Source organism: Pacificitalea manganoxidans (assembly GCF_002504165.1).
Lineage (GTDB): Bacteria > Pseudomonadota > Alphaproteobacteria > Rhodobacterales > Rhodobacteraceae > Pacificitalea > Pacificitalea manganoxidans.
Window position 1 is genome coordinate 12,125 of record NZ_CP021409.1, and the last position, 19,579, is coordinate 31,703.

Annotated in this window: 14 protein-coding genes; 3 read left to right on the top strand and 11 right to left on the bottom strand. The window is 66.1% G+C overall.

Annotated elements, in window-relative coordinates:
* Window positions 1–97 precede the first annotated feature (97 nt).
* The 7 genes from CBW24_RS17750 to CBW24_RS17780 all read right to left on the bottom strand — a co-directional run bounded on the left by CBW24_RS17750 (window position 98) and on the right by CBW24_RS17780 (window position 9,206).
* Window positions 98–1,111, bottom strand: coding sequence for an amidohydrolase family protein (locus CBW24_RS17750; protein ID WP_088664872.1), 1,014 nt, complete (start codon window positions 1,109–1,111; stop codon window positions 98–100).
* A gap of 38 nt (window positions 1,112–1,149) precedes the next feature.
* Window positions 1,150–3,198 (bottom strand): tripartite tricarboxylate transporter permease, encoded by a 2,049-nt coding sequence (locus CBW24_RS17755; RefSeq protein WP_097374589.1) that lies wholly within the window; start codon window positions 3,196–3,198, stop codon window positions 1,150–1,152.
* Window positions 3,198–4,676 carry an aldehyde dehydrogenase family protein gene (locus tag CBW24_RS17760; RefSeq protein ID WP_309765975.1) on the bottom strand — a complete coding sequence of 493 codons (1,479 nt, stop codon included), beginning with the start codon at window positions 4,674–4,676 and terminating at the stop codon, window positions 3,198–3,200. Before CBW24_RS17760 ends, CBW24_RS17755 begins: the two co-directional genes overlap by 1 nt.
* Window positions 4,677–4,728: 52 nt before the next feature.
* Window positions 4,729–5,784 (bottom strand): Bug family tripartite tricarboxylate transporter substrate binding protein, encoded by a 1,056-nt coding sequence (locus tag CBW24_RS17765; protein ID WP_157773271.1) that lies wholly within the window; start codon window positions 5,782–5,784, stop codon window positions 4,729–4,731.
* 72 nt (window positions 5,785–5,856) lie between these two features.
* The gene (locus CBW24_RS17770) at window positions 5,857–7,632 is read right to left on the bottom strand and encodes a thiamine pyrophosphate-binding protein (RefSeq protein WP_097374591.1); all 1,776 of its coding nucleotides are present in this window, start codon (window positions 7,630–7,632) and stop codon (window positions 5,857–5,859) included.
* The gene (locus CBW24_RS17775; RefSeq protein ID WP_097374592.1) at window positions 7,629–8,372 is read right to left on the bottom strand and encodes a class II aldolase/adducin family protein; all 744 of its coding nucleotides are present in this window, start codon (window positions 8,370–8,372) and stop codon (window positions 7,629–7,631) included. Before CBW24_RS17775 ends, CBW24_RS17770 begins: the two co-directional genes overlap by 4 nt.
* 114 nt (window positions 8,373–8,486) lie before the next feature.
* Window positions 8,487–9,206 carry an IclR family transcriptional regulator gene (locus tag CBW24_RS17780; RefSeq protein ID WP_198405305.1) on the bottom strand — a complete coding sequence of 240 codons (720 nt, stop codon included), beginning with the start codon at window positions 9,204–9,206 and terminating at the stop codon, window positions 8,487–8,489.
* 191 nt (window positions 9,207–9,397) lie between these two features.
* Between CBW24_RS17780 and CBW24_RS17785 the strand changes: the two genes are divergently transcribed.
* From CBW24_RS17785 to CBW24_RS17795, 3 genes are all read left to right on the top strand, one after another.
* On the top strand, window positions 9,398–11,044 hold the full coding sequence (locus tag CBW24_RS17785; RefSeq protein WP_088664833.1) for an FAD-dependent monooxygenase: 1,647 nt from the start codon (window positions 9,398–9,400) through the stop codon (window positions 11,042–11,044).
* 63 nt (window positions 11,045–11,107) lie between these two features.
* Window positions 11,108–12,055 carry a TAXI family TRAP transporter solute-binding subunit gene (locus CBW24_RS17790; RefSeq protein WP_088664834.1) on the top strand — a complete coding sequence of 316 codons (948 nt, stop codon included), beginning with the start codon at window positions 11,108–11,110 and terminating at the stop codon, window positions 12,053–12,055.
* A gap of 79 nt (window positions 12,056–12,134) precedes the next feature.
* Window positions 12,135–13,949: a TRAP transporter permease gene (locus CBW24_RS17795; protein WP_097374594.1), complete on the top strand. Its 1,815-nt coding sequence runs from the start codon at window positions 12,135–12,137 to the stop codon at window positions 13,947–13,949.
* 53 nt (window positions 13,950–14,002) lie between these two features.
* Here CBW24_RS17795 and CBW24_RS17800 read toward each other — a convergent pair whose 3' ends face one another.
* From CBW24_RS17800 to CBW24_RS17815, 4 genes are all read right to left on the bottom strand, one after another.
* A complete protein-coding gene (locus CBW24_RS17800) occupies window positions 14,003–16,363 on the bottom strand; it encodes an aldehyde dehydrogenase family protein (RefSeq protein ID WP_097374595.1) in 2,361 nt (786 codons plus the stop codon).
* An 11-nt stretch (window positions 16,364–16,374) separates the two neighbouring features.
* Complete coding sequence (gene deoC, locus CBW24_RS17805) at window positions 16,375–17,304, bottom strand: deoxyribose-phosphate aldolase (RefSeq protein ID WP_097374614.1); 930 nt, start codon at window positions 17,302–17,304, stop codon at window positions 16,375–16,377.
* Between the two features lie 246 nt (window positions 17,305–17,550).
* Complete coding sequence (gene rbsK, locus CBW24_RS17810; RefSeq protein ID WP_097374596.1) at window positions 17,551–18,486, bottom strand: ribokinase; 936 nt, start codon at window positions 18,484–18,486, stop codon at window positions 17,551–17,553.
* Complete coding sequence (locus CBW24_RS17815; protein ID WP_097374597.1) at window positions 18,479–19,579, bottom strand: aldose 1-epimerase family protein; 1,101 nt, start codon at window positions 19,577–19,579, stop codon at window positions 18,479–18,481. The genes rbsK and CBW24_RS17815 overlap by 8 nt, the downstream gene beginning before the upstream one ends.

Here is a 19,579-nt window from a genome sequence, read left to right on the forward strand (position 1 = left end):
CAGACGTGGGGCGGGATGGGGCATCACGAGGCGGCGGAAGTCCGGCGCGGGCGGTGGACGGCGCGCCTGTCGCGCGCCGTCGCCCGTGGGCAGGGGGTCAGTCGATGCGGAATAGGCTCTGCGCGTTGCGGAAACAGATTTTCTCCATCTCCTCCTGCGGCAGGTTGAGCGACTCCAGCACCGCGATCGTGTCGCGGATGTAGCCCGGTCCCTTTTCGGGATCGAAGGGGGAGTCGGACGCAAACAGCACCTTGTCCGCGCCGTAGAATTCCAGCCCGCACACCGTCGCCGCCCGCGACCCGAAAACCGCCGTGTCGGCGTAGAAATCCTTGAAATAATCGACCGGGCGCTTTTTCAGATCGCGCAGGACGTGGCTCAGATCCTCGGTCGTCGTCCGCTTGCCCAACTGGTCCTGACCGGGGCCGACGCGGCCTTCGAAATAGGGCACCATCGCGCCCAGATGATGCGCCAGAAGTTTGAGGTTCGGCATCCGGTCCATCATGCCCGACAGCACGATCCGCGCCATCGCCGCGCTGGTTTCATAGGGCCAGCCAAAGGTCCACCAGATCTCATAGCGGGATTTGTCCTCGCTGGCGTAATCGGGCATTTCCTCCCCGCGCGAGGGATGCAGGAACACCGGGCGGTCGAATTTCTCGGCCACCTCGAACACCGGCAGGAATTGCGGATCGTCCAGCGGCAGCCCGTTGATATTGGTGTGGATCTGCACGCCTACCGCGCCGGTATCGGCTTCGAACACACGCTCCAGTTCCCGCGCGGCGGCGTCGGGCGCATTCATCGGCAGCGCCGCAAGATAGCCGGGGAACCGGTCGGGATGTTGCGCGCAGAGTTCGGCCAGCCCGTCATTGGCCAGTTGGGCCAGCTCCGTCACGGTCTCCGGCGATCCCATCGATTCCAGCGGCGGCATCCCCAGCGATAGCACTTGCCGGTAGTTTTCGAACTGGTCCATCACCCGCAACCGTTCATCGATGTCGAAGATGCAGGGAATGCCCTGCATGCGGGAGTGGATGTTGCGCCCGGCGCCGTCCAGATTTTCCATCCGGTCCCACAGCTTGGCGGGAAAGAAATGGTTGAATGCATCGATATACTGCATGGGTAGCCTCTTCTGAGTAGGGTCGAGATGTCCGCCGGTCAGACCGACGGGATGATTTGAAGGATGGGGAGGATCTGCCCCAGAACGGAGCCGGGCCACGGAATGTGGAGCAGCCGGTCAAACACGGCCCAGACGCTCAGCACGAGGCACGCGGCCTCGATGGCGATCTTGCGCCAGCTTTCGCGGCCCTCCAGCCGCATGTAGACGACCGTAAAGACAGCGACGGTCGGGATCATGCCGATGACGGCAATCGCACCCAGAAACCCCATGAGATACGCCCCGAACAGCGCGGCGCGGCGGGCGGTCATCCCGCCGGTCAGACCGTTTGCGGCCAGCGGCGTGTCCATGTGCCCGGCCTCGCCCTGCCCCGCGCCCCCCTGTCCCGTGCTTGGACGGGCCCGGCTGGCCAGCGCGGCGGCAAAGCTGATCGCGCCGACGCTCAGCACAAAGATCCCGACCGACAGCGGTCCGATCCGAGCGTCGAAGGGCCACGACCATGCCTGCCACACCATCCACCCGGCAAGGCCAAGGAGGATAAGATACATCATGTCGGCGCGGTGCAGTGACGGGCGCTGACGCACGGGCCCCGTGTCCGGCACCCGGCGGTAGCCGCGCAGCCATTTCAGCGCGGGCAGCGCGATCATCAGCAGCGACGCCAGCAACAGCACGGCCACCAGCGGACGGCTCAGCCATTCGAAACCGAACCGATTGACCGAGATGAACATGTAAAGTTCGATCAGCGATCCAAGCACGAAGCCAAGGATCAGGGGCGGGCGCGGCCAGCGGAACTGCTTCATCAGCCAGCCGATCACCGCAAAGATCAGCAGCGCATACAGATCGCCCCAGCTGCGCGATGCCTGATAGGCCCCGATAAAGACGAATGTCAGCACCGGCGGCAGGATCACGGTGTAGCGCAGCAGCGCGATTTTCGCGAGTTGCCCGCTGAAGGCAAAGCACAGGCCAGCGCCCAGAATGTTGGCGATGGCGACGGACCAGACCATTGTGTAGGTCACGGCCAGATTTTCCGACAGCATCTTGGGCCCCGGCTCCAGCCCGTGGATCAGGAACACCCCGAGCAGGATCGCCATCGCCGCCGAACCGGGCACACCGAAGGCCACCGTTGGCACCAGCGATCCGGCGGTGAGCGAATTATTGGCGGATTCAGGCGCGATGACCCCGCGCACATCGCCCGTCCCGAATGTCTCTTTCGCGCCCTTCACGGTCTGCGCGGCATGGCCGTAGGCGATCCAGTCGACGACCGCCGACCCCATGCCGGGGATCGCGCCGATTGCCGCCCCGATGCCGCCGCAGCGGATCACCAGCCACCAGTTGGCGAATACGTCCCGCACGCCCTGCCGCATGCCGCTGCGCGTGTCGTATTTCGCGGTCTCGGAGATGGCGCGCCGGTTGATCGCCAGATCGGCCAGTTCCGGCAGCGCAAACAGGCCCAGAACCAGCGGCACGATGGGCAGCCCGTCCCAGAGGTAAAGCTGCCCCAAAGTCCAGCGCATCGTGCCGGTCTGGGGGTCTGATCCGATCATCGACAGCAAAATGCCCACCCCGGCCGCGACAAGCCCCCGCAACGGCGCGGTGCCCGACAGGACCGCCACCATCGAAATGCCGAATATCGAAAAGGCCAGAAGCTCCGGCGACGCGATATAGAGCACGAAGGGCCGCAGGATCGGGATCGTCAGCGCCAGCAGCAACGCCCCCACAAGCCCCCCGATCAGCGACGCGGTGAAGGCCGCGCTCAGCGCGCGACCGGCCTCGCCCTTGCGCGCCATCGGGTTGCCGTCGAGGATGGTGGCCTGCGCGCCTGCCGTGCCGGGAACGCCGAACATGACTGCCGGGATCGTGTCGCTGGTGCCGATCACCGCCGACATGCCCAGCAGCAGCGCGAATGCGGCGAACGGGTCCATATTAAAGGTGAAGGGCAGCAGCAGCGCCATCCCCGCCAGCCCGCCGATCCCCGGCACGATGCCAAGGAACAGCCCCATCAAGACCCCGCATCCCAGCATCAGAAGCCGGAACGGATCAAGCAGGGTGGAAAGGGCTTCGGCGGCGGCGGCCGCGCTGCTGACATCCATTAGCGCGTCCCGGAGAAGTTGACGTGCAGCGCCTTCTCGATGGTGAAGGCATAAAGCTCGGACAGCGACTCCTCCCGCCCGATGCCGGATTGCTTCACCCCGCCAAAGGGCATGCCCGGAATGTGCTTGGACACATCGTTGATCCAGACATAGCCGGTGCGCACTTCGCCCGCGGCCCGCAGCCCGGTCCGCAGGCTATCGGTCCAGATCGCGCAGGTCAGCCCATAGGGCAGCGCGTTGACATCGCGCAGCATGTCCGGCTCGTCCGTCCAGCGCAGAACGCTCAACACGGGGCCAAAGATCTCCTCCCGCGCGATGCGCATATCGGGGGTGACATCGGCAAACACCGTCGGGTCCACAAAGCACCCGCCTGACAGCGCGTCATCGTCGGGCACGCCGCCGCCGTGGATCAGGCGCGCGCCCTCCTCATTGCCCGTTTCAATATAGTCGAGCACACGCCGATGGTGGGTCGCGTCGATCAGACAGCCCATCGACGTGTCTTCGGCCAGCGGCGGACCGGGGCGGAACCTTGCGATCTTGTCGGCCAGATGGGCCAGCACCGCATCATGGAGATCGGCATGAAGAAACGCGCGGCTGGTCGAGCCGCAGGACTGCCCGCACCATGTAAAATTCATCCCGTCCACCATCGCCTCCGCGACCGCTTCGGGATCGGCGTCGGGATAGGCGATGAGCGCGTTCTTACCGCCCAGTTCCAGCACGACCGGCTTCAGCGTTTCCGCCGCCGCCTGCATCACGACCTTGCCGGTGGGGACACTGCCGACCAACGTCACCATATCGACACCGGGATGGCGCGACAGCGCGGCCCCCAGATCGCCCTGCCCGGTCAGGATCGTCACGACGCCGGGCGGAAAAATCGGACCGATCAGCTCTGCCAGGATCAGCGCCGACAGCGACGCCTGTTCGGGCGGCTTGATGATACACGCGTTCCCGGCGGCAAGCGGCGCGGCAAGGCGGCTTGCGGAAAACATGAACGGGTGGTTGAAGGCCACGATCCGGGCGACCACGCCGACCGGCTCATGGGTGGTCAGGTTCAGCGTCCCGTCCCGCCCCGGAACGGTGTCGCCCTTCAATTCGGTGATGAGGCCCGCAAAGAACTCGAACCGCTTGGCGGCAATTTCAACATCCGAGCGCACTTTGCTGATCGGGTTGCCCCCGTCGGCGGCATCGACATAGGCAAGGCGCTCCGCGTTTTCGCGGATGATCTGCGCGGCCTGCCGGAGCAGTCGGGCGCGCTCCTGCGGCGGGGTGTGGCGCCATATCTCGAACCCGTCGCGTGCAGCGGCCACGGCGGGGTCGGCGTCCTGCGCATCGCCGCGCGGCACCGCACCCAGATCGTCGCCATTCGACGGATCGACGGAGCCGAAGGTCCGCCCCGCCTGCGGCGCGTGCCAGTCGCCGCCCCAATACAAGGCGCGATGCCGAACCAGTTCGTCCATGTCTGCCGACGCAAGTGTCAAGATTTCGCTCCCCCCTTCGGATGGATGGCGGCGCCGCAGCGCCGCCACAGGTTCATTCCGCGACCAGATACCCGCGGATCTGCTCGATCGCGGCATCGGACACGTTCATCTGGTCGGCGATGATCTGCTGAAGCTCCGCGCCGGTCGCAGGATCGATCTCCTGATTGCGCTGGGTCACGGCTGCCTGAAAATCGGCATCTTGCAGCATCTCGTCGAAGGCGGTGCGCAGGATTTCCACACGCTCGGCAGGCACGTTCGGAGTGGTGACAAGCGACCGCCCGACCGACGCCGCCCCGGCGACCAGCCGCAGCATTTCCTTGTCCGCGTCGGTATTGCCCAGTTGGCCCACCGCAGGCACGTCGGGGAAATCAGGATGCGGCTCAACGGCAAGCTGCCAGATCGGCACCGCTGTGCCGTCGGGCAGCCAATCGGGGCGGGAGGCGCGCAGCCCGGCCAGACCGATCATGGCGGCGTCGATTTCGCCTTGCTCCATCGCGAGGGTCGAGGCCGAGGTGCCGCGATAGCCCGCGATCACGTTGAATTTCGTGCCTTCGATATCGTTGAGCATCTTCGGCACGAAATAGGAGGCAGACCCCGCCCCGGTGGAGCCGAACGCGATCTCGTGCACCTTGGCATCCTCAAAGGATTTGACCGGCATTTCATGCCAGACGATGCCCATTTCGTAATTCGCCGTCAGCCGCCCGATGGCGTTGAACTCGGACGCGTCGAGATCGCCCGGAATAGCTCCGGTCGCACTGTCCAGCGCGATGGACTGCACGATCACGGACAGGGCCGTGCCATCCTGCGGAGCGGCCTGATACAGGAACTGCGCCGCGCGCCGTCCGCCTGCACCGGGCATGTTTTCAACGATGACGGTGGGGTTGCCCGGAATGTGATCGCCGAGGAAATCAGCGGCGAGGCGGCCATACAGATCGTATCCCCCGCCGGGGCTGAACCCGACATAGATCGTCACCGTCTTGCCTTCGTAGAAATTCGCGGCGTCGTCCTGCGCAAGCGCGCCGGTGCCGGTAAGCGCCATGACGGCCCCGGCGGCGGCGAGCTTGGCAAAGCTGCGGCGCCCGAATTGGGTCAAACTCTCGGTAAACATCAATCTCTCTCCCATTGAACAGTGTCCCCGTGTGCCGGGGGTCGTCGGCGTCTTGGCGACGCTCGTGGTTGTTCAGCCTGTGGTGGCGGCTTGCTTTTGATCGGTCTGGACGGTGGTGGTCAGGGCGCTGACCAGCGCGGGCGGATAGCCGGGCGCGGTCTCCACCTCGACAACGGCGACGCCGCCCGCCTGTGTGATGGCGATGGCATCCTTGAAGGTCTGGCAAAGCGCGCCCGCATCCTCGACCGGGCCGAACGCGGTGCAGCCTTGCGCCCGCGCCATATCGGCCAAGGCGATGCCGGGATCGGTCATCTGGATGCCTACGCCCTTATTGGCGACATCGCGCCCGCGCATCCGCGCGACTTTTTCCTGATGCACTTCGTCATTGTAGAAGGATCGGTTGTTCGCGATCACCAACAACAGCGGAATGCGGTGATGCACGGCTGTCCAAAGCGCGGTGACACCCATAAGGAAATCGCCATCGCCGCAGATCGCGACCGGCACCCGGTCCGAGCCCATGTCACGCAGGGCCAGCGCGGCACCGATGGCGTGCCCCGGCCCGGCGCCCAGCCCGCCCCCGCCATCGGAGCCGAGATAGTCGAGCGGCTCGCGGAACGGCCAGAACGTGCCATCCCATGACAGCGTCACATGGGTCAGCGTGGCCGGCAGATCGCCGAGCGCGGCTTGCAGCTCGGACGCGATCCGCGCCACATCGATGCGGGTGCCGTCCGGCTTTGGCGGCGTCTGCGGGACCGCGCGGTAGCTCTCCCCGCGTGGCAGCGCCATTTCGTCCAGCAGATCGGCGGTAAAGATGTCAGGCTCCGCCCCGATCATCAGATCGGCGGGCGGATGCGCCTGATGATCCATCGACCAGCCATTATGGCTATGGGGGTCCAGCGTGACGCGGATGACCTGCGCCGTGTCAGCAGGCGCCGCGATATCGAGCGCGCCCTTCAGATCGACCCAATCGAGCGCCAGCACGGCATCCGCCGCCGCCAGCGCGGCGCGCGCCTCTGCCCCCCGCCCCCCGCGCAGGTCGCCCACATAGGCGGGATGATCCGTCGGAAAGGCGGCGGCGACTTTCGTATCGGTGATGACCTGAGCGCCCAACCCTTCGGCCAGCGCGATCCGGTCCTGCCACGCCGCCGACCCGCGCGACACCCGCCCGGCAAGGATGACGATGCGCTTGGCCTGCGACAGCCTCTGCGCCGCATCGCGCAGGTTCGCGCGGCTGGCGCCGCTGCTGGGGATCTCCAGAAACCGGGCGGCCTCGGCAAGCGGCTGGTCCGGGGCCGGGCCTTCCTGCGTTTCGGTGTCGAAATTGATATAGACCGGACCCTGCGGGGCGCTACGCGACAGAACCGTGCCGCGCAACACGGCCTCCCGCGCCGCCGCCACGGAGGCAGGCTGCGCATCCCATTTCACATAGGACCGCACCAGCGCGCCCTGATCGGCGGAGGTGTGGATCCAGTCGATCCAAGGCCGCCGCTGCGCCGCATCGACAGGCCCGGTCGCCCCTAGGACAAGCACCGGCATCCGGTCGCACCACGCGTTGAAAATCGCCATGGTCGCGTGCATCAGCCCGACATTGGAATGCACCGCCGCCGCCATGGGCCGACCCGTCACCTTGGCATAGCCATGCGCGATGGCGACGGCGTGTTCTTCGTGCAGGCATAGCAGGATTTCGGGGGCGCGGTTGCCGAGATGGTTGACGAGACTGTCGTGCAACCCGCGAAAACTGGCGCCGGGGTTCAGCGCGACATAGGGAATGGCACAGTCCCGCAGGGTTTCGGCGATCACATCGCTGCCGAACCGACCCGCGGACAAGGGCACCGTTTCGCCGGTCATGTGTCGGACCCGGCATAGGTATGCGCCATGCCTGCGCGTCGGCACCAGAATTGCCAGGCCCGGTCATATCCTTCGCCCGGCTTGGCATCGGCCAGACGCGATTGGATCAGGTCGATCTCCCCATCGGTCAGATGCTTTATCTCACCCAGTGAGGACGCGCTGATTTGCAGCTTGGCGTTCACCTCCAGATAGACGGCGGTGTAAACCGCCTCCCGGACCGAACGCCCAACCACCGTCGATCCATGCCCCCGCATCAACGCGCAGGTTCCGCTGTCCAGCACGTCGGCGAAATCCTCGCCCATCTCGTTGGACGAAATTAGCAGGTTGGTATCCCCGAATGTCGTCTGGGCGTCCCACACCGGCACGTCTTTGCCCAGCACGGCGCTGCTATGAAGCAGCGGCCGCAGCTTGGCTTCGGTCACGGTGAACGGGATGACGCTGTGCGAATGGCTGTGCACGACCGAGCGGACATCCTCGCGGGCGGCATAGAGCGCACCGTGGATGAAGCGCTCCAGAAACGGCTTGCGCCCGTCATCGCCCACCGGCGTGCCGTCGAGTTCAAACTCCATGATGTCATCATGTTCGACCAGTTCGGGCGGCTGCGCACGGGCCAGCAGGAACCGGTCGTCCCGGTCGGGATGGCGCGCGCTCACATGGCCGAATGCGTCACAGATGCCCTCAGCCGCAAGGATACGGCTCCCGGTCACGAGATCGTCGATGACTTCCGCGAGTACGGACATGCGTCTCCTCCCAAAGCGCGAGCTGTCGTGCTCTACAGCGCAACACTACGAACGGGAGACTTGTTGTCAACTAACTCTTGGGCATTTTCTCATAATGAGAGAATTACTTATTTTCTACTGAGAGGCGCTTGTCACCACGCGGGCGCAGAACAGGATGCGTTTGCCCAACGCCTCGCGGCGCTCGTCCGACAGGCCGGTCTCTGGGATCGTCAGGCTCAGGCTGGCGCTGATCTCGTCGCCGCGCCCAAAGACCGGCGCCGCGATGCCGGTCACGCCGGGCGTCACCTGCCCCTCGGTGGTGACCCAGCCATTCTGCCGCATCGCCCTGAGATTGGCGCGCAGCTCCGTCAGCGATGACCCAAGCCCCGCATCCTCCAGCGCCTCCGGCATCTGATCGTAGAGCTTCGCCAGCTGATGGCTGGGAAAGTGCATCAGGATCGCCAGCGACGCGGCCCCGCGCAGCAGCGGACGCGCGCGGCCACGCTCGTAATTACTGGAAAAATGCGTGGTGCTGGCCTCTTGATGCACACAGAGCACGCGATCGCGATAGCGGCGGCACAGCAGGCTGACGCCCGCCTCCTCGCGCACGATCTCTCCCATCAGGGGTCGGGCCGCGCGGATCAGCGGATCGGTGGCACGGATCTGGTGGTCGAATTCGATGATCCGAGGCCCCAGCCGATAGACCGATTCCGTCACCGTCATCAGCAGCCCGGCATCCACCAGCAGCTTGATATGCCGGTAAAGCGTCGAGCGCCCGCATTCGATCCGGGCGCCGATTTCATCGAAGGTCCATTCAGGTTGCTCCAGATCGAATAGGTCGAGGACCGAGAGCATTCGTTCATTGCTTAACATCTCAACCTCATCGTTTGGCGCGCCCTGTGTCCGTTCTTTTACGGGGTCTGACACGAGCGAACAATCGCCGATATTGTATGCAATCCCATAATATGAGATTCAGTGCGGTATCTCTTGACCTGAATAATCCGCCTCTGTAGGTTTTCGGAAATTGCAGCAGTGGGGGCGAAGACTTGGCCATCAATACGGATGTCTTGATCGTGGGCGCGGGGCCGGTTGGCCTGACCATGGCTGTGGCGCTTGGGCAGCAGGGCGTGAACTGCACGCTGGTCGAGCGTAAGGAACAGCCGGAATTTTTGCCGAAAATGGAGCGGTGCAACGCCCGCACGATGGAGATTTTTCGCCGCATGGGGCTGACCGGGCGGGTGCGGGACGCGGGTCTGGACGAAGATGTCCCGATGGATGTCTACATCGTCAAGACCATGACCGAAGCGCCGCTGCTGCATCTCGATTATCCGTCGGTCGCCGAGGCGCGCGCCGAAATCGAGGCAAGCGAGGACACGTCGCAACCGGCAGAACCCTATCAGCTTATCTCGCAATACACGCTGGAACCGCTGCTGAAATCCGTGGCGGAGGAGCTTCCTTCCGTCCGGGTGATGTATGGCGCGGAGTTCGAGGAATTTCGCCAAGACGCCACCGGCGTCACCACCGTCATCCGCACGCAGGCCGGGGCCGAGGAAATCCGCTCGCGCTACATGGTGGGGTGTGACGGCGGCTCCAGCCGGGTGCGCAAGGCGCTTGGCATCCGTCTGCGCGGCGAAGGCGACATTCTGCGGCTGCGTCAGGCGCTGTATCGGTGCGATGAATTGTTCGACCGCCTGCCGCTGGAAAACGGCCCCGGCAAGGGGCGGCATTATCACGTCGCGGACGGGCAATCCTCGTTCCTGATTATGCAGGACTCGTCGCGCCACTGGACATTGCACGCGCAGGTCGAAAACGACGCGCAGATGGCCGACCAGTTCGAAAAGGTCGTCGGTGTGCCCGTGGATTACGAAATGCTCTATGTCGGCGAGTGGAAGCAGAACCTGCTCCTCGCGGATCGCTACGGGGCGGGCCGGGTGTTCTTGGCTGGCGATGCGGTGCATCTGGTGATCCCCACCGGCGGGCTGGGGATGAATACCGGGGTCGGTGACGCCGTGGACCTGTCGTGGAAGCTGGCCGCGACATTGCAGGGATGGGCGGGGCCGAACCTTCTGCGGTCTTACGAGGTCGAGCGGCGTCAGGTCGGCGATCGCAATGTCGGCGCGTCGCGATATGCCTCGCTCGGGCGGCGGAAATGGCGCGGGCTCTACACCCCGGAAATGGAGCAGGACACCGCGCGCGGCGAGGACCTGCGCGGGCAGCTTGCCGCCGTGGCCGATGTCGAGCAGCGCAAGACGAACGAGATGATCGGCGCCGAACTTGGCTATCGCTATGTCGACAGCCCGGTGATCTGGGATGAGCCCGGCGGCCCGGAGCAACGGTTTCGCACCTACGACCCCACCGCATGGACCGGCGTGCGCCTGCCGCATTGCTGGGTCACCGAAGGCAAGTCGCTACAGGATCTCGTCGGTCCGGGCTACACAGTGCTGCGGCTGGGGCGGGACGCGCCGGACGCCACCGCGCTGGTCGACGCGCTGCGGGCCCGTGGCGCCCCGGTAGAGGCACGAGAGGTGCCCGACGACAGGCTTCGCGCGCTGTATGGGCGCGGTCTTTTCCTGATCCGACCGGATTTGCATATCGTCTGGCGGGGTGATGCCCTGCCTGCGGACGTCTCGGCGCTTGCCGCCGTCGCGACCGGACATCCAGTGGAGGGGATGTCCCGCGCGCACGCGTCCTGACACGCGACCAACGCGGCCCCCGGTCAGGGTTCAGCCGCCGGACATAACAAGGGAGGAAAGTTCATGAGGAATATTATCGCATTGGCCACCGCGGCCGTGCTGAGCTTCGGCGTCGTGGCCGAGGCTCAGGTCGCGTCCATCGGCACCACGAAAGGCGGCGCCATCGCACAGATCGGCGATGCCGTCGCAGCGGTCGTCTCGCGCGATGCGGGCTTCCAGATGCGCCCGCAGAAAATGAGCGGCACGCAACAATACATCGCCGCCGTCGATATGGGGCGGGTGGATTTCGGTGTCTCGAACGTCATGCAGTATTACATGGCGCAAAGCGGCACCGGTCTGGCCGAAGGCCAAGCCTTCGAAAACCTGCGGCTGGTGGCGACGCTCGTGCCCTTCACGCAAGGCATCATCGTGCGCGCCGAATCCGATGTGCAATCGGTCGCCGATCTCAAAGGGCTGCGCATTCCCGCAGGCTACGGCAGCTCGCCGCTGTTCGATACGTTCTGGCGCGCGTTTCTTGAGACTGCCGATCTGTCCTATGACGACGTGACCGAGGTGCCCGTGGCCTCGCTCCCCAAAAGCTGGGACGCCTTTAAACAAGGGCAGGTCGATGCGGTGATCGCCGCTGCCGGATCGGGCGCGGTGCAGGAAATGAACGTCATGATCGATGGCGGCATCCGCTACATCCCCATCGAGACCAGCGACGCGCTGTTGGCTGCACTGCCCAAAACCCGGATCGAGCCGATCGAAACCTCCGATGCGCTTGTCGGCGTCGGCGATGACAATGTGATGCACCGCTACGAGGTGGTGCTGTTCGCAAATGCCGACCTCGACGAAGAGACGGTCTATCAGACGGTCAAGGCCATCGCGGACAACACCGAAGCGCTGCAAGCGTCCTCGCCGCTCTGGAATGATTACGACCCCGCCGACCTCGCGCATGACTATGAACTGGAATACCACCCCGGCGCCGTGCGCTACTTCCGCGAGGCCGGACTGATGGACGCCAACGGGTAACCCACACCCGACAGGAAGACCCAGAACAGCGGGGGCCCAAAGCGTCCGCTGTCATTTTCCGAGGCTGAAGGGCATTGTCATGAGAACCGAGCGCTTGACCCGCGTTCTGACGCGGACACTGGGTTTCGTGATCCCGGCGCTGGCCCTGTTCATGGCAGCCGAGGGCCCCATCCGGCTGGGCCTGCTGATCTACCCCGAACAGTTGATCGCGCTCGTTCTGGGGGCCTGCATCGCGGCGGGGCTTTTGCTGCGCTCCGGCACCGGCGGCACCCGCGATGCCGCGCCGCTCTTCGACATTGTGCTGGCGCTCGTCGCGCTTGGCGTCGGCCTGCATATCGCGATCCGCTTTCCGGTGCTGTCGCAGCAATTCTATTCCCACATCGGCGAAAGCACGGTCGCGGGCGTGCTTCTGGTCCCGCTGCTGATCGAGGCTCTGCGCCGCACGACCGGGTTGGGGCTGGTCGCGGTGGTCGGGCTGTTTTCCCTCTATGGGCTGCTGGCCGATCATGTGCCCGGCCAGCTTCAGGGGCGCGCCATCGTGCCGATGGATTTCCTCCCCTTTCTTGCCATCGACAGCACGGCGATTTTCGGCACGCCGCTACAGGTCGTCGTCAGCATCGTGATCATCTATGTGCTGCTGGGAAATCTGCTCAGCGTCACCGGCGGCTCGCAATGGTTCACCGATCTTGCCATCGCGCTGGTCGGGCGCAGCCGGGGCGGGGCGGCCAAGATCGCCATCGTCGCCTCGACCTTCTTTGGCTCGATCTCCGGCAGCGCCGTGGCCAATGTGGTTTCGACCGGGATCATCACCATTCCGCTGATGAAAAAGGCCGGGTTTCACCCCCGCACCGCCGCCGCGTTCGAGGCCGTGGCCTCCACCGGCGGTCAGATCATGCCCCCGGTCATGGGCGCGGTGGCGTTTCTGATGGCCGAGTTTTTGCGGGTGAGCTACGGCGATGTGGTGGTGGCGGCGACGGTGCCCGCGCTGCTGTTCGTGTTCGCCATCCTCGTGCAGGCCGATCTGGAAGCACGGCGCCGCAACCTGCCCCCCGTCCCCGAAGACATGATCCGCCCGGTGCGCGAGGTGCTGCGCGGCGGATGGTATTTCCCCCTGCCCTTCGCGGTTCTGATTGCCGCGCTGTTTGTATGGAATCGCTCCCCGGCGGAGGCCGCCCTTTATGCCGCGGGCACCCTTCTCGCCGCCAACATGGCCTTTGGCTACGAAGGCAAACGCGCCAGTTTCGCCAGCGTGCTGCACGCGCTGATCGGCACGGGCAAAGGCTCGGTCGAGATCGTCGTGATCGGCGCCGTCGCCGGGATCGTCATCGCCATTCTGGAAAGCACGGGCCTTGGCTTTGGCCTGACCTTTACGCTGACGGAGCTGGGCCGCGACAGCCTGTTGCTGCTGCTGGTCCTGACCGCCGCGATCTGCGTCATCCTGGGCATGGGGATGCCGACGACCGGGATCTACCTGCTTGTCGTCACGCTCGCCGCGCCGCCCCTGATCGAACTGGGCATCGACCCGATGGCCGCGCATCTCTTCATTCTGTATTTCGGACTGATGTCGATGATCTCCCCGCCCGTGGCAATCGCGGCCTTCACCGCGGCGAGCATCGCGGAAACCAGCCCGATGCGCACGGCGGTGACAGCGGTGCGGATCGGCTGGCCGGTGTTCATCATCCCGTTCGTCTTCGTCTATTCGCCGGGGCTTTTGCTGCGCAGCAGCTGGCCCGCCAATCTGCTTGCGGTGGGCACGACCCTTATCGGGGTCTGGCTCTTCTCCATCGCGATCGCGGGCTACTTCCGAAGCGAACTGCGCCCCCATACCCGGCTGATCTGCCTTGCCCTGGCCGCCGCGTTCCTTTTCCCGATCCAAGTGCTGATGGGTGGCTAAGCCGCCGCGCTATGGGACCGGCGCGCGCCATACACGCGCGCCGGTCGCCCGTCTTACGCGCCGTAGGGCACCCAGATGTTTTTGACCTGCGTGGCCTTGTGCAGGAACCCGCGGCCCTGACCGGCGGCGGTGGTCCAGTCGCGGGCATCGTCGGCCTCCGCCCACGTCTGCTTGAGGTTCCCGGCGCTGGCGCGTTCGATATCGCGGATGCTGTCGCGCGCCCCGAAATACCACAGACCATCCACGCCATCATGGGCGGCCAGCACGCGGGCCAGTTCATCGCGCGGGCCGGTGACGATGTTGACCACGCCCGCAGGCACATCCGAAGTCTCGAGCACCTGATACAGATCCGTCGCCGCCAGCGGGTGGGTCTGGCTTGGCACCAGCACCACGCGGTTGCCCATCGCGATCGCGGGCAGCATCAGCGACACCGCCCCCAGCAGCGGCTGCGCGGTCGGGCAGACCAGCCCCATGACGCCCAGCGGCTCGTGCATGGCGAGGGTGACGAAATCGGTCTTGGTCGCATGCACCGCGCCGTCGAACTTATCCGCCTGCGCGGCATACCAGAAACAGCGGCGCACGGCGGCGTCGACCTCGGCCTGCGCGTCCTTGCGCGCGGTGCCGAAGGCTTCCAGCCGGGTGGCGAATTCCTGCGCGCGGGCGGACAGGTTTTCCCCGATGTAATACAGCACCTGCGCCCGGTTATGGCCGGTGGCACCGCCCCATCCGGTGGCCTTCGTGGCGGCCTCGACTGCGTTGCGAATGTCCTTGCGATTGCCCAGCCCGGCCAGCCCGACCGCGCCCTTGCGACCCTGAACGGCGTAGCTGTAGCCGCTGTCCGGGCGGGCCTGCTTGCCGCCGACATAGAGCTTCGCGGTGCGGTCGATATCGCTCGCCGTCATGCCGGTAGCGGGCGATGTGTCCAGCGCGGCGGGCTGCGAACCGGCACCCTTACCCGCAGGCGACGGGGCGCGCAGATAGGCCATCATCCCCTCCCGCCCGCCTTCGCGGCCAAAGCCGCTTTCGCGGTAGCCGCCAAACCCGGCGCCCGCGTCGAACACGTTGGTGCAGTTGATCCAGACGATGCCGACCTTCACCTTGGCCGCCAGATCGAGACACAGGTTCACGTTCTCCGACCAGATGCTCGCCGCCAGCCCGTAACGGCTGTTATTGGCCAAGGCGAGCGCGTCGCTCGGCGTGCGGAAGGTGGTGAGCGTCACCACGGGGCCAAAGATCTCCTCCACCGACAGCACGCTGGCGGGTTCGACATCCGTGACCAGCGTCGGCGGGTAGAAACAGCCCTCCGCCGGGGCGGCGCCTTGGGTCAGGGTCACGCCCTCGGCGCGGCCTGCCTCGACCAGCGCGCGAATGCGCTCCAGCTGGGTCGGGTGCACGATGGCGCCGACATCGGTGCATTTGTCCAACGGATCGCCGGTCCGCAGCGTTTCCATCCGGGCGCGCAACAGCGCCTCGAACCGGGGCGCGACGGATTCCGCCACCAAGATGCGCGAACCCGCGCAGCAGACCTGACCTTGGTTGAACCAGATCGCATCCACCACGCCTTCGACCGCCGCGTCCAGATCGGCATCCTCGAACACGATGAACGGCGATTTGCCGCCCAGTTCCAGCGTCAGCCCCTTGCCGGTGCCCGCCGACTGTTCGCGGATCTTGCGGCCCACGGCGGTGGAGCCGGTGAAGGCCAGCTTATCGATGCCGTCATGCGCCACGATCGCCGCGCCGGTTTCGCCATCGCCGGTGACGATGTTGATGACGCCCTTCGGCAGCCCGCATTCCATCGCGATCTCGGCAAAGGCCAGCGCGGTCAGCGGGGTGTATTCGGCAGGCTTCAGCACCACGGTGTTGCCAGCGGCCAGAGCGGGCGCGATTTTCCACGCCAGCATCAGCAGCGGGAAATTCCACGGAATGATCTGACCGCAGACGCCATGCGCGCTGTGGCCGGGCAATTCGTCGTCGAGGATCTCCGCCCAGCCTGCGTGATGGTAGAAATGCCGCGCCACCAGCGGCACGTCGATATCGCGGCTTTCGCGGATCGGCTTGCCGCTGTCGAGCGTCTCCAGCACCGCCAGCAGGCGCGCGTGCTGCTGCACATGGCGCGCCAGCGCATAAAGGTGACGGGCGCGGTCGTGCCCCGACAGCCCGGCCCAGCCCGGCTGTGCGGCGCGCGCGGCGGCGACGGCGGCATCCACATCGGCGGCGCTGCCTTGGCTGACGCGGGCCAGCACCACATCGCGGGCGGGGTCGCGCACCTCGAACAGGGCGGCGGGCTTGGTCATCGCGCCGTCGATGAAATGGCCGAAGCCGTCTTCATGCGCGGCAAGCCACGCGCGGGCGGGACCGGCATCTTCGGGAGCGGGGCCGTAGTCCATGGTGCCGAGGATCTGTGCAATGGTCATCTGGTAACTCCTTAGGCAAGCGCATGGCGCGAGGACGCGGCGTAGCGGCCGGTGACGTGGTGATCGAGCTGCCGTTCGATATCGGCCAGCATCGAGGAGGCGCCGAAGCGGAACAGATCGGGGTTCAGCCAATCACGGCCCAGTTCCTCTTTCATCAGCACCTGCCACGCGATCGCCTCCTTGGCGTGCTTCATCCCGCCCGCGGGTTTGAAGCCGATGCGATGGCCGGTGATCTGCCCGTAATCGCGCAGCGCCCGCAGCATGGTCAGACTGACCGGCAGCGTGGCGTTGACGCCTTCCTTACCGGTCGAGGTCTTGATGAAATCCGCGCCCGCCTGCATCGCCACCATCGAGGCGGCATAGACATTGGACAGGGTTTCCAATTCGCCGGTGGCAAGGATCGCTTTCATATGCGCGGCACCGCAGGCCTCGCGCATGGCGGCGATCTCGTCATGCAGCGCCTGCCAGTTGCGGGTCAGGGCCAGTTCGCGGCTGATGACGATGTCGATCTCCTGCGCGCCTTCGGCCACCGCCCAGCGGATTTCCTCCAGCCGCAGATGCAGCGGCATCAGCCCGGCGGGGAAGCCGGTCGCGACCGACGCCACCGGGATGCCGGAGCCGTCCAGCGCGGCGACGGCATGGCCCACCATCGTCGGATAGACGCAGACCGCGCCGACCTGCACGCCCTGATCGCGCAGGCCCAGCCCGTCGAGGATATGCCCCGCCAGCGGCTGCCGCGCCTTGGCACAAAGCCGCCGCACCCGCGCGCGGGTGTCGTCGCCCGCCAGCGTCGTCAGATCGATGCAGCGGATCGCGTTGACCAGCCATGCGGCTTGGTAGTCCTTCTTGACGCTGCGCCGCCCGGCCAGCGTCGCGCAGCGCCGTTCGGCGGCGGAGCGGTTGACGCTGTGGCCCTCGAACATCGCGGTATCGAGCGGCATCACCGGGTTGCGGTGCGGCTCATCGGGGGTGCTCAACGCGGGCACCTGCGCGGCCTCCAGCCCGGTCTTGAGATCAGTCTTCGTCGTCATTGCGTATCTCCTTGGTCAGGAAGCGCGGCGGGCACGGCATCTCCGGTCCGGGGCCGTGTGGCTCCGGTCGGGGACCGCTCTCGGCGCGGCGAATAAGGGGGGTGCGGGGGACCGGCCCCCGAACCTTACCCGCGGGTAAGCTCGCGCCGGGCGACCTTACCCAGGGGCGAAAGCAGAGAAATCCTCCGCGGTGGCATAGCTTGACTGGGTGCCGCGCCGGGTGATCGACAGCGCGGCGAAACGGGCGGCCTGCTCCAGCGCCTGCGCCGGATCGGCCCCAGTGCCAAGGAAATGCGCAAAGCTGCCGATGAACGCATCCCCGGCCCCGGTGGTATCGACGGGCGTGACCCGCACGGGTGCGATCTCGGTCACCGCATCGGCCGTGATCCAGCGCGCCCCCCGGCCCCCCAGCGTCACCACCACGTTGCCGATGCCACGGGCGATCAGGCTGCGCGCGGCCTCCGTCACCTCGGCATCGGTGCCGGTGGGCAGACCCGACAGCAGCGCCAGTTCGCTTTCATTGGGGCAGAACCAATCGAGCCCGGCCAGACGCGCCACATCCAGATCGCGCCGCGCGGGGGCGGGGTTCAGGATCGTGGCGATACCTTCGCGCGCGCCAAAGGCCACGGCGTGATAGACCGTCTCAGGCTCCACCTCCAATTGCAGCAAAATGGCACTGGTGCCGCGCAGCGCCTCGGCGGCCTTGTCGATGTCATCGGGGCCCAGATCGGCATTGGCGCCCTTTACGATCAGGATCGCGTTTTCACCGTCCTTCTCGACAAAGATCGGCGCGACGCCGGAGGCCTTGCCCGGCACCTGCCGCACATGGGTCGTGTCGATGCCGTTGCGCGCAAGGTTGTCGATCACCTGCGGCCCGAACGCATCGTCGCCCACGCAGGTGACCATCATCACCTTTGAGCCCAGACGCGCGGCGGCGACCGCCTGATTGGCGCCCTTGCCGCCGAAGCCCATCGCGAAATCCGGCGCTTCGACGGTTTCACCCCGGTCGGGCATCCGGTCGATATAGGTGATGAGGTCCATCATGTTGGACCCGATGACCGCGATATTGGCCGGTTGAGATGCGTCAGCCATCGGAGGCGTCCTCCTCATTCAGGGTGGCGATCGCGCGGCCAAGGGCGGCGGTTTCCGCCTGTCCCGCATAGCCAAAGCGCGTGGTGAAACGGGCGGTCGCGCCGGGCGCGACGCTGCGCAGATTGCCCTTGGCCTGCTCAGCCGTGTAGCCCTCCGGCTCGCAGGTGGAGGGCAGCGCGAAAGCGGCGACGCTGGCATCCTCGCCATTCAGAATCCAGCGCACCAGATGGCCGAATTCCTCCGGCTTCCATGTCATGACGAACCCGTCGCCCTGTGGCCGCTCCAGCAGCGCGTGACTGTCGCCGCGCGCATCGCAGGCGGGGCTGTCGATATAGAGCACCTGTTCGGGGTTCCAGCGATCCGGCTGCACCAGCGTGGCGCTTTCGCGCGGATCGTCGGCCAGCCGGTCGAGAAAGGCGCGGTAGCTGGCGGTCGGCTGCACATGCGCCGGGATCTCATGGCGCACGCGGGTCCGCTCCGGCGTATAGGGCGCGGCCTGATGGATGCGCCCGTCGGCCACGAAGGCGAAATTGACATGGCACATATACATCAGATCCATCGGCAGTGCGGAGCGGTTTTCGACCTCCATCCCCATTTCGATCCGGGTGTCGTGGCGCAGCACGATCGAGGGCCGCGCGCGGTAATGCGGCCCGAAGCCGCGGATGTAATCGACATGCCCGCCCAGCCGCAGCAGCGCGCCGTCGGCATCCTCGCCGATCTCCAGCCATGCGGCGTCCATCGTGGCGCAGGCCATTTCGCCATGCAGGGGATGATCGTCCTCGGGGCCGGGGCAGCCATTGCGCAGCAGCCCGCTATGGAAGGCCAGACAGCCATAGGTTTCGACGATGCTCTGCGCCGGGCGCGGCTCGGCAAACGCGCTGTCCATGGTCAGCCGCACCCCGTCAAAGGTCGCGTCCCACAGCATCTGGCCCATATAGGGCAGCATCACCACCCGCCCGCGCGGGGTGTCGACGGCCAGCATCTCGACGCCGAGCGCATTGCGCCATGCCGTCGCGGTAAAGCCAGCGCCGCGCGCCACCTCGGTTTCCGCGTCGGTGAAGCGGCTGCGGGGAAGGGGAACGTGCACGATCAT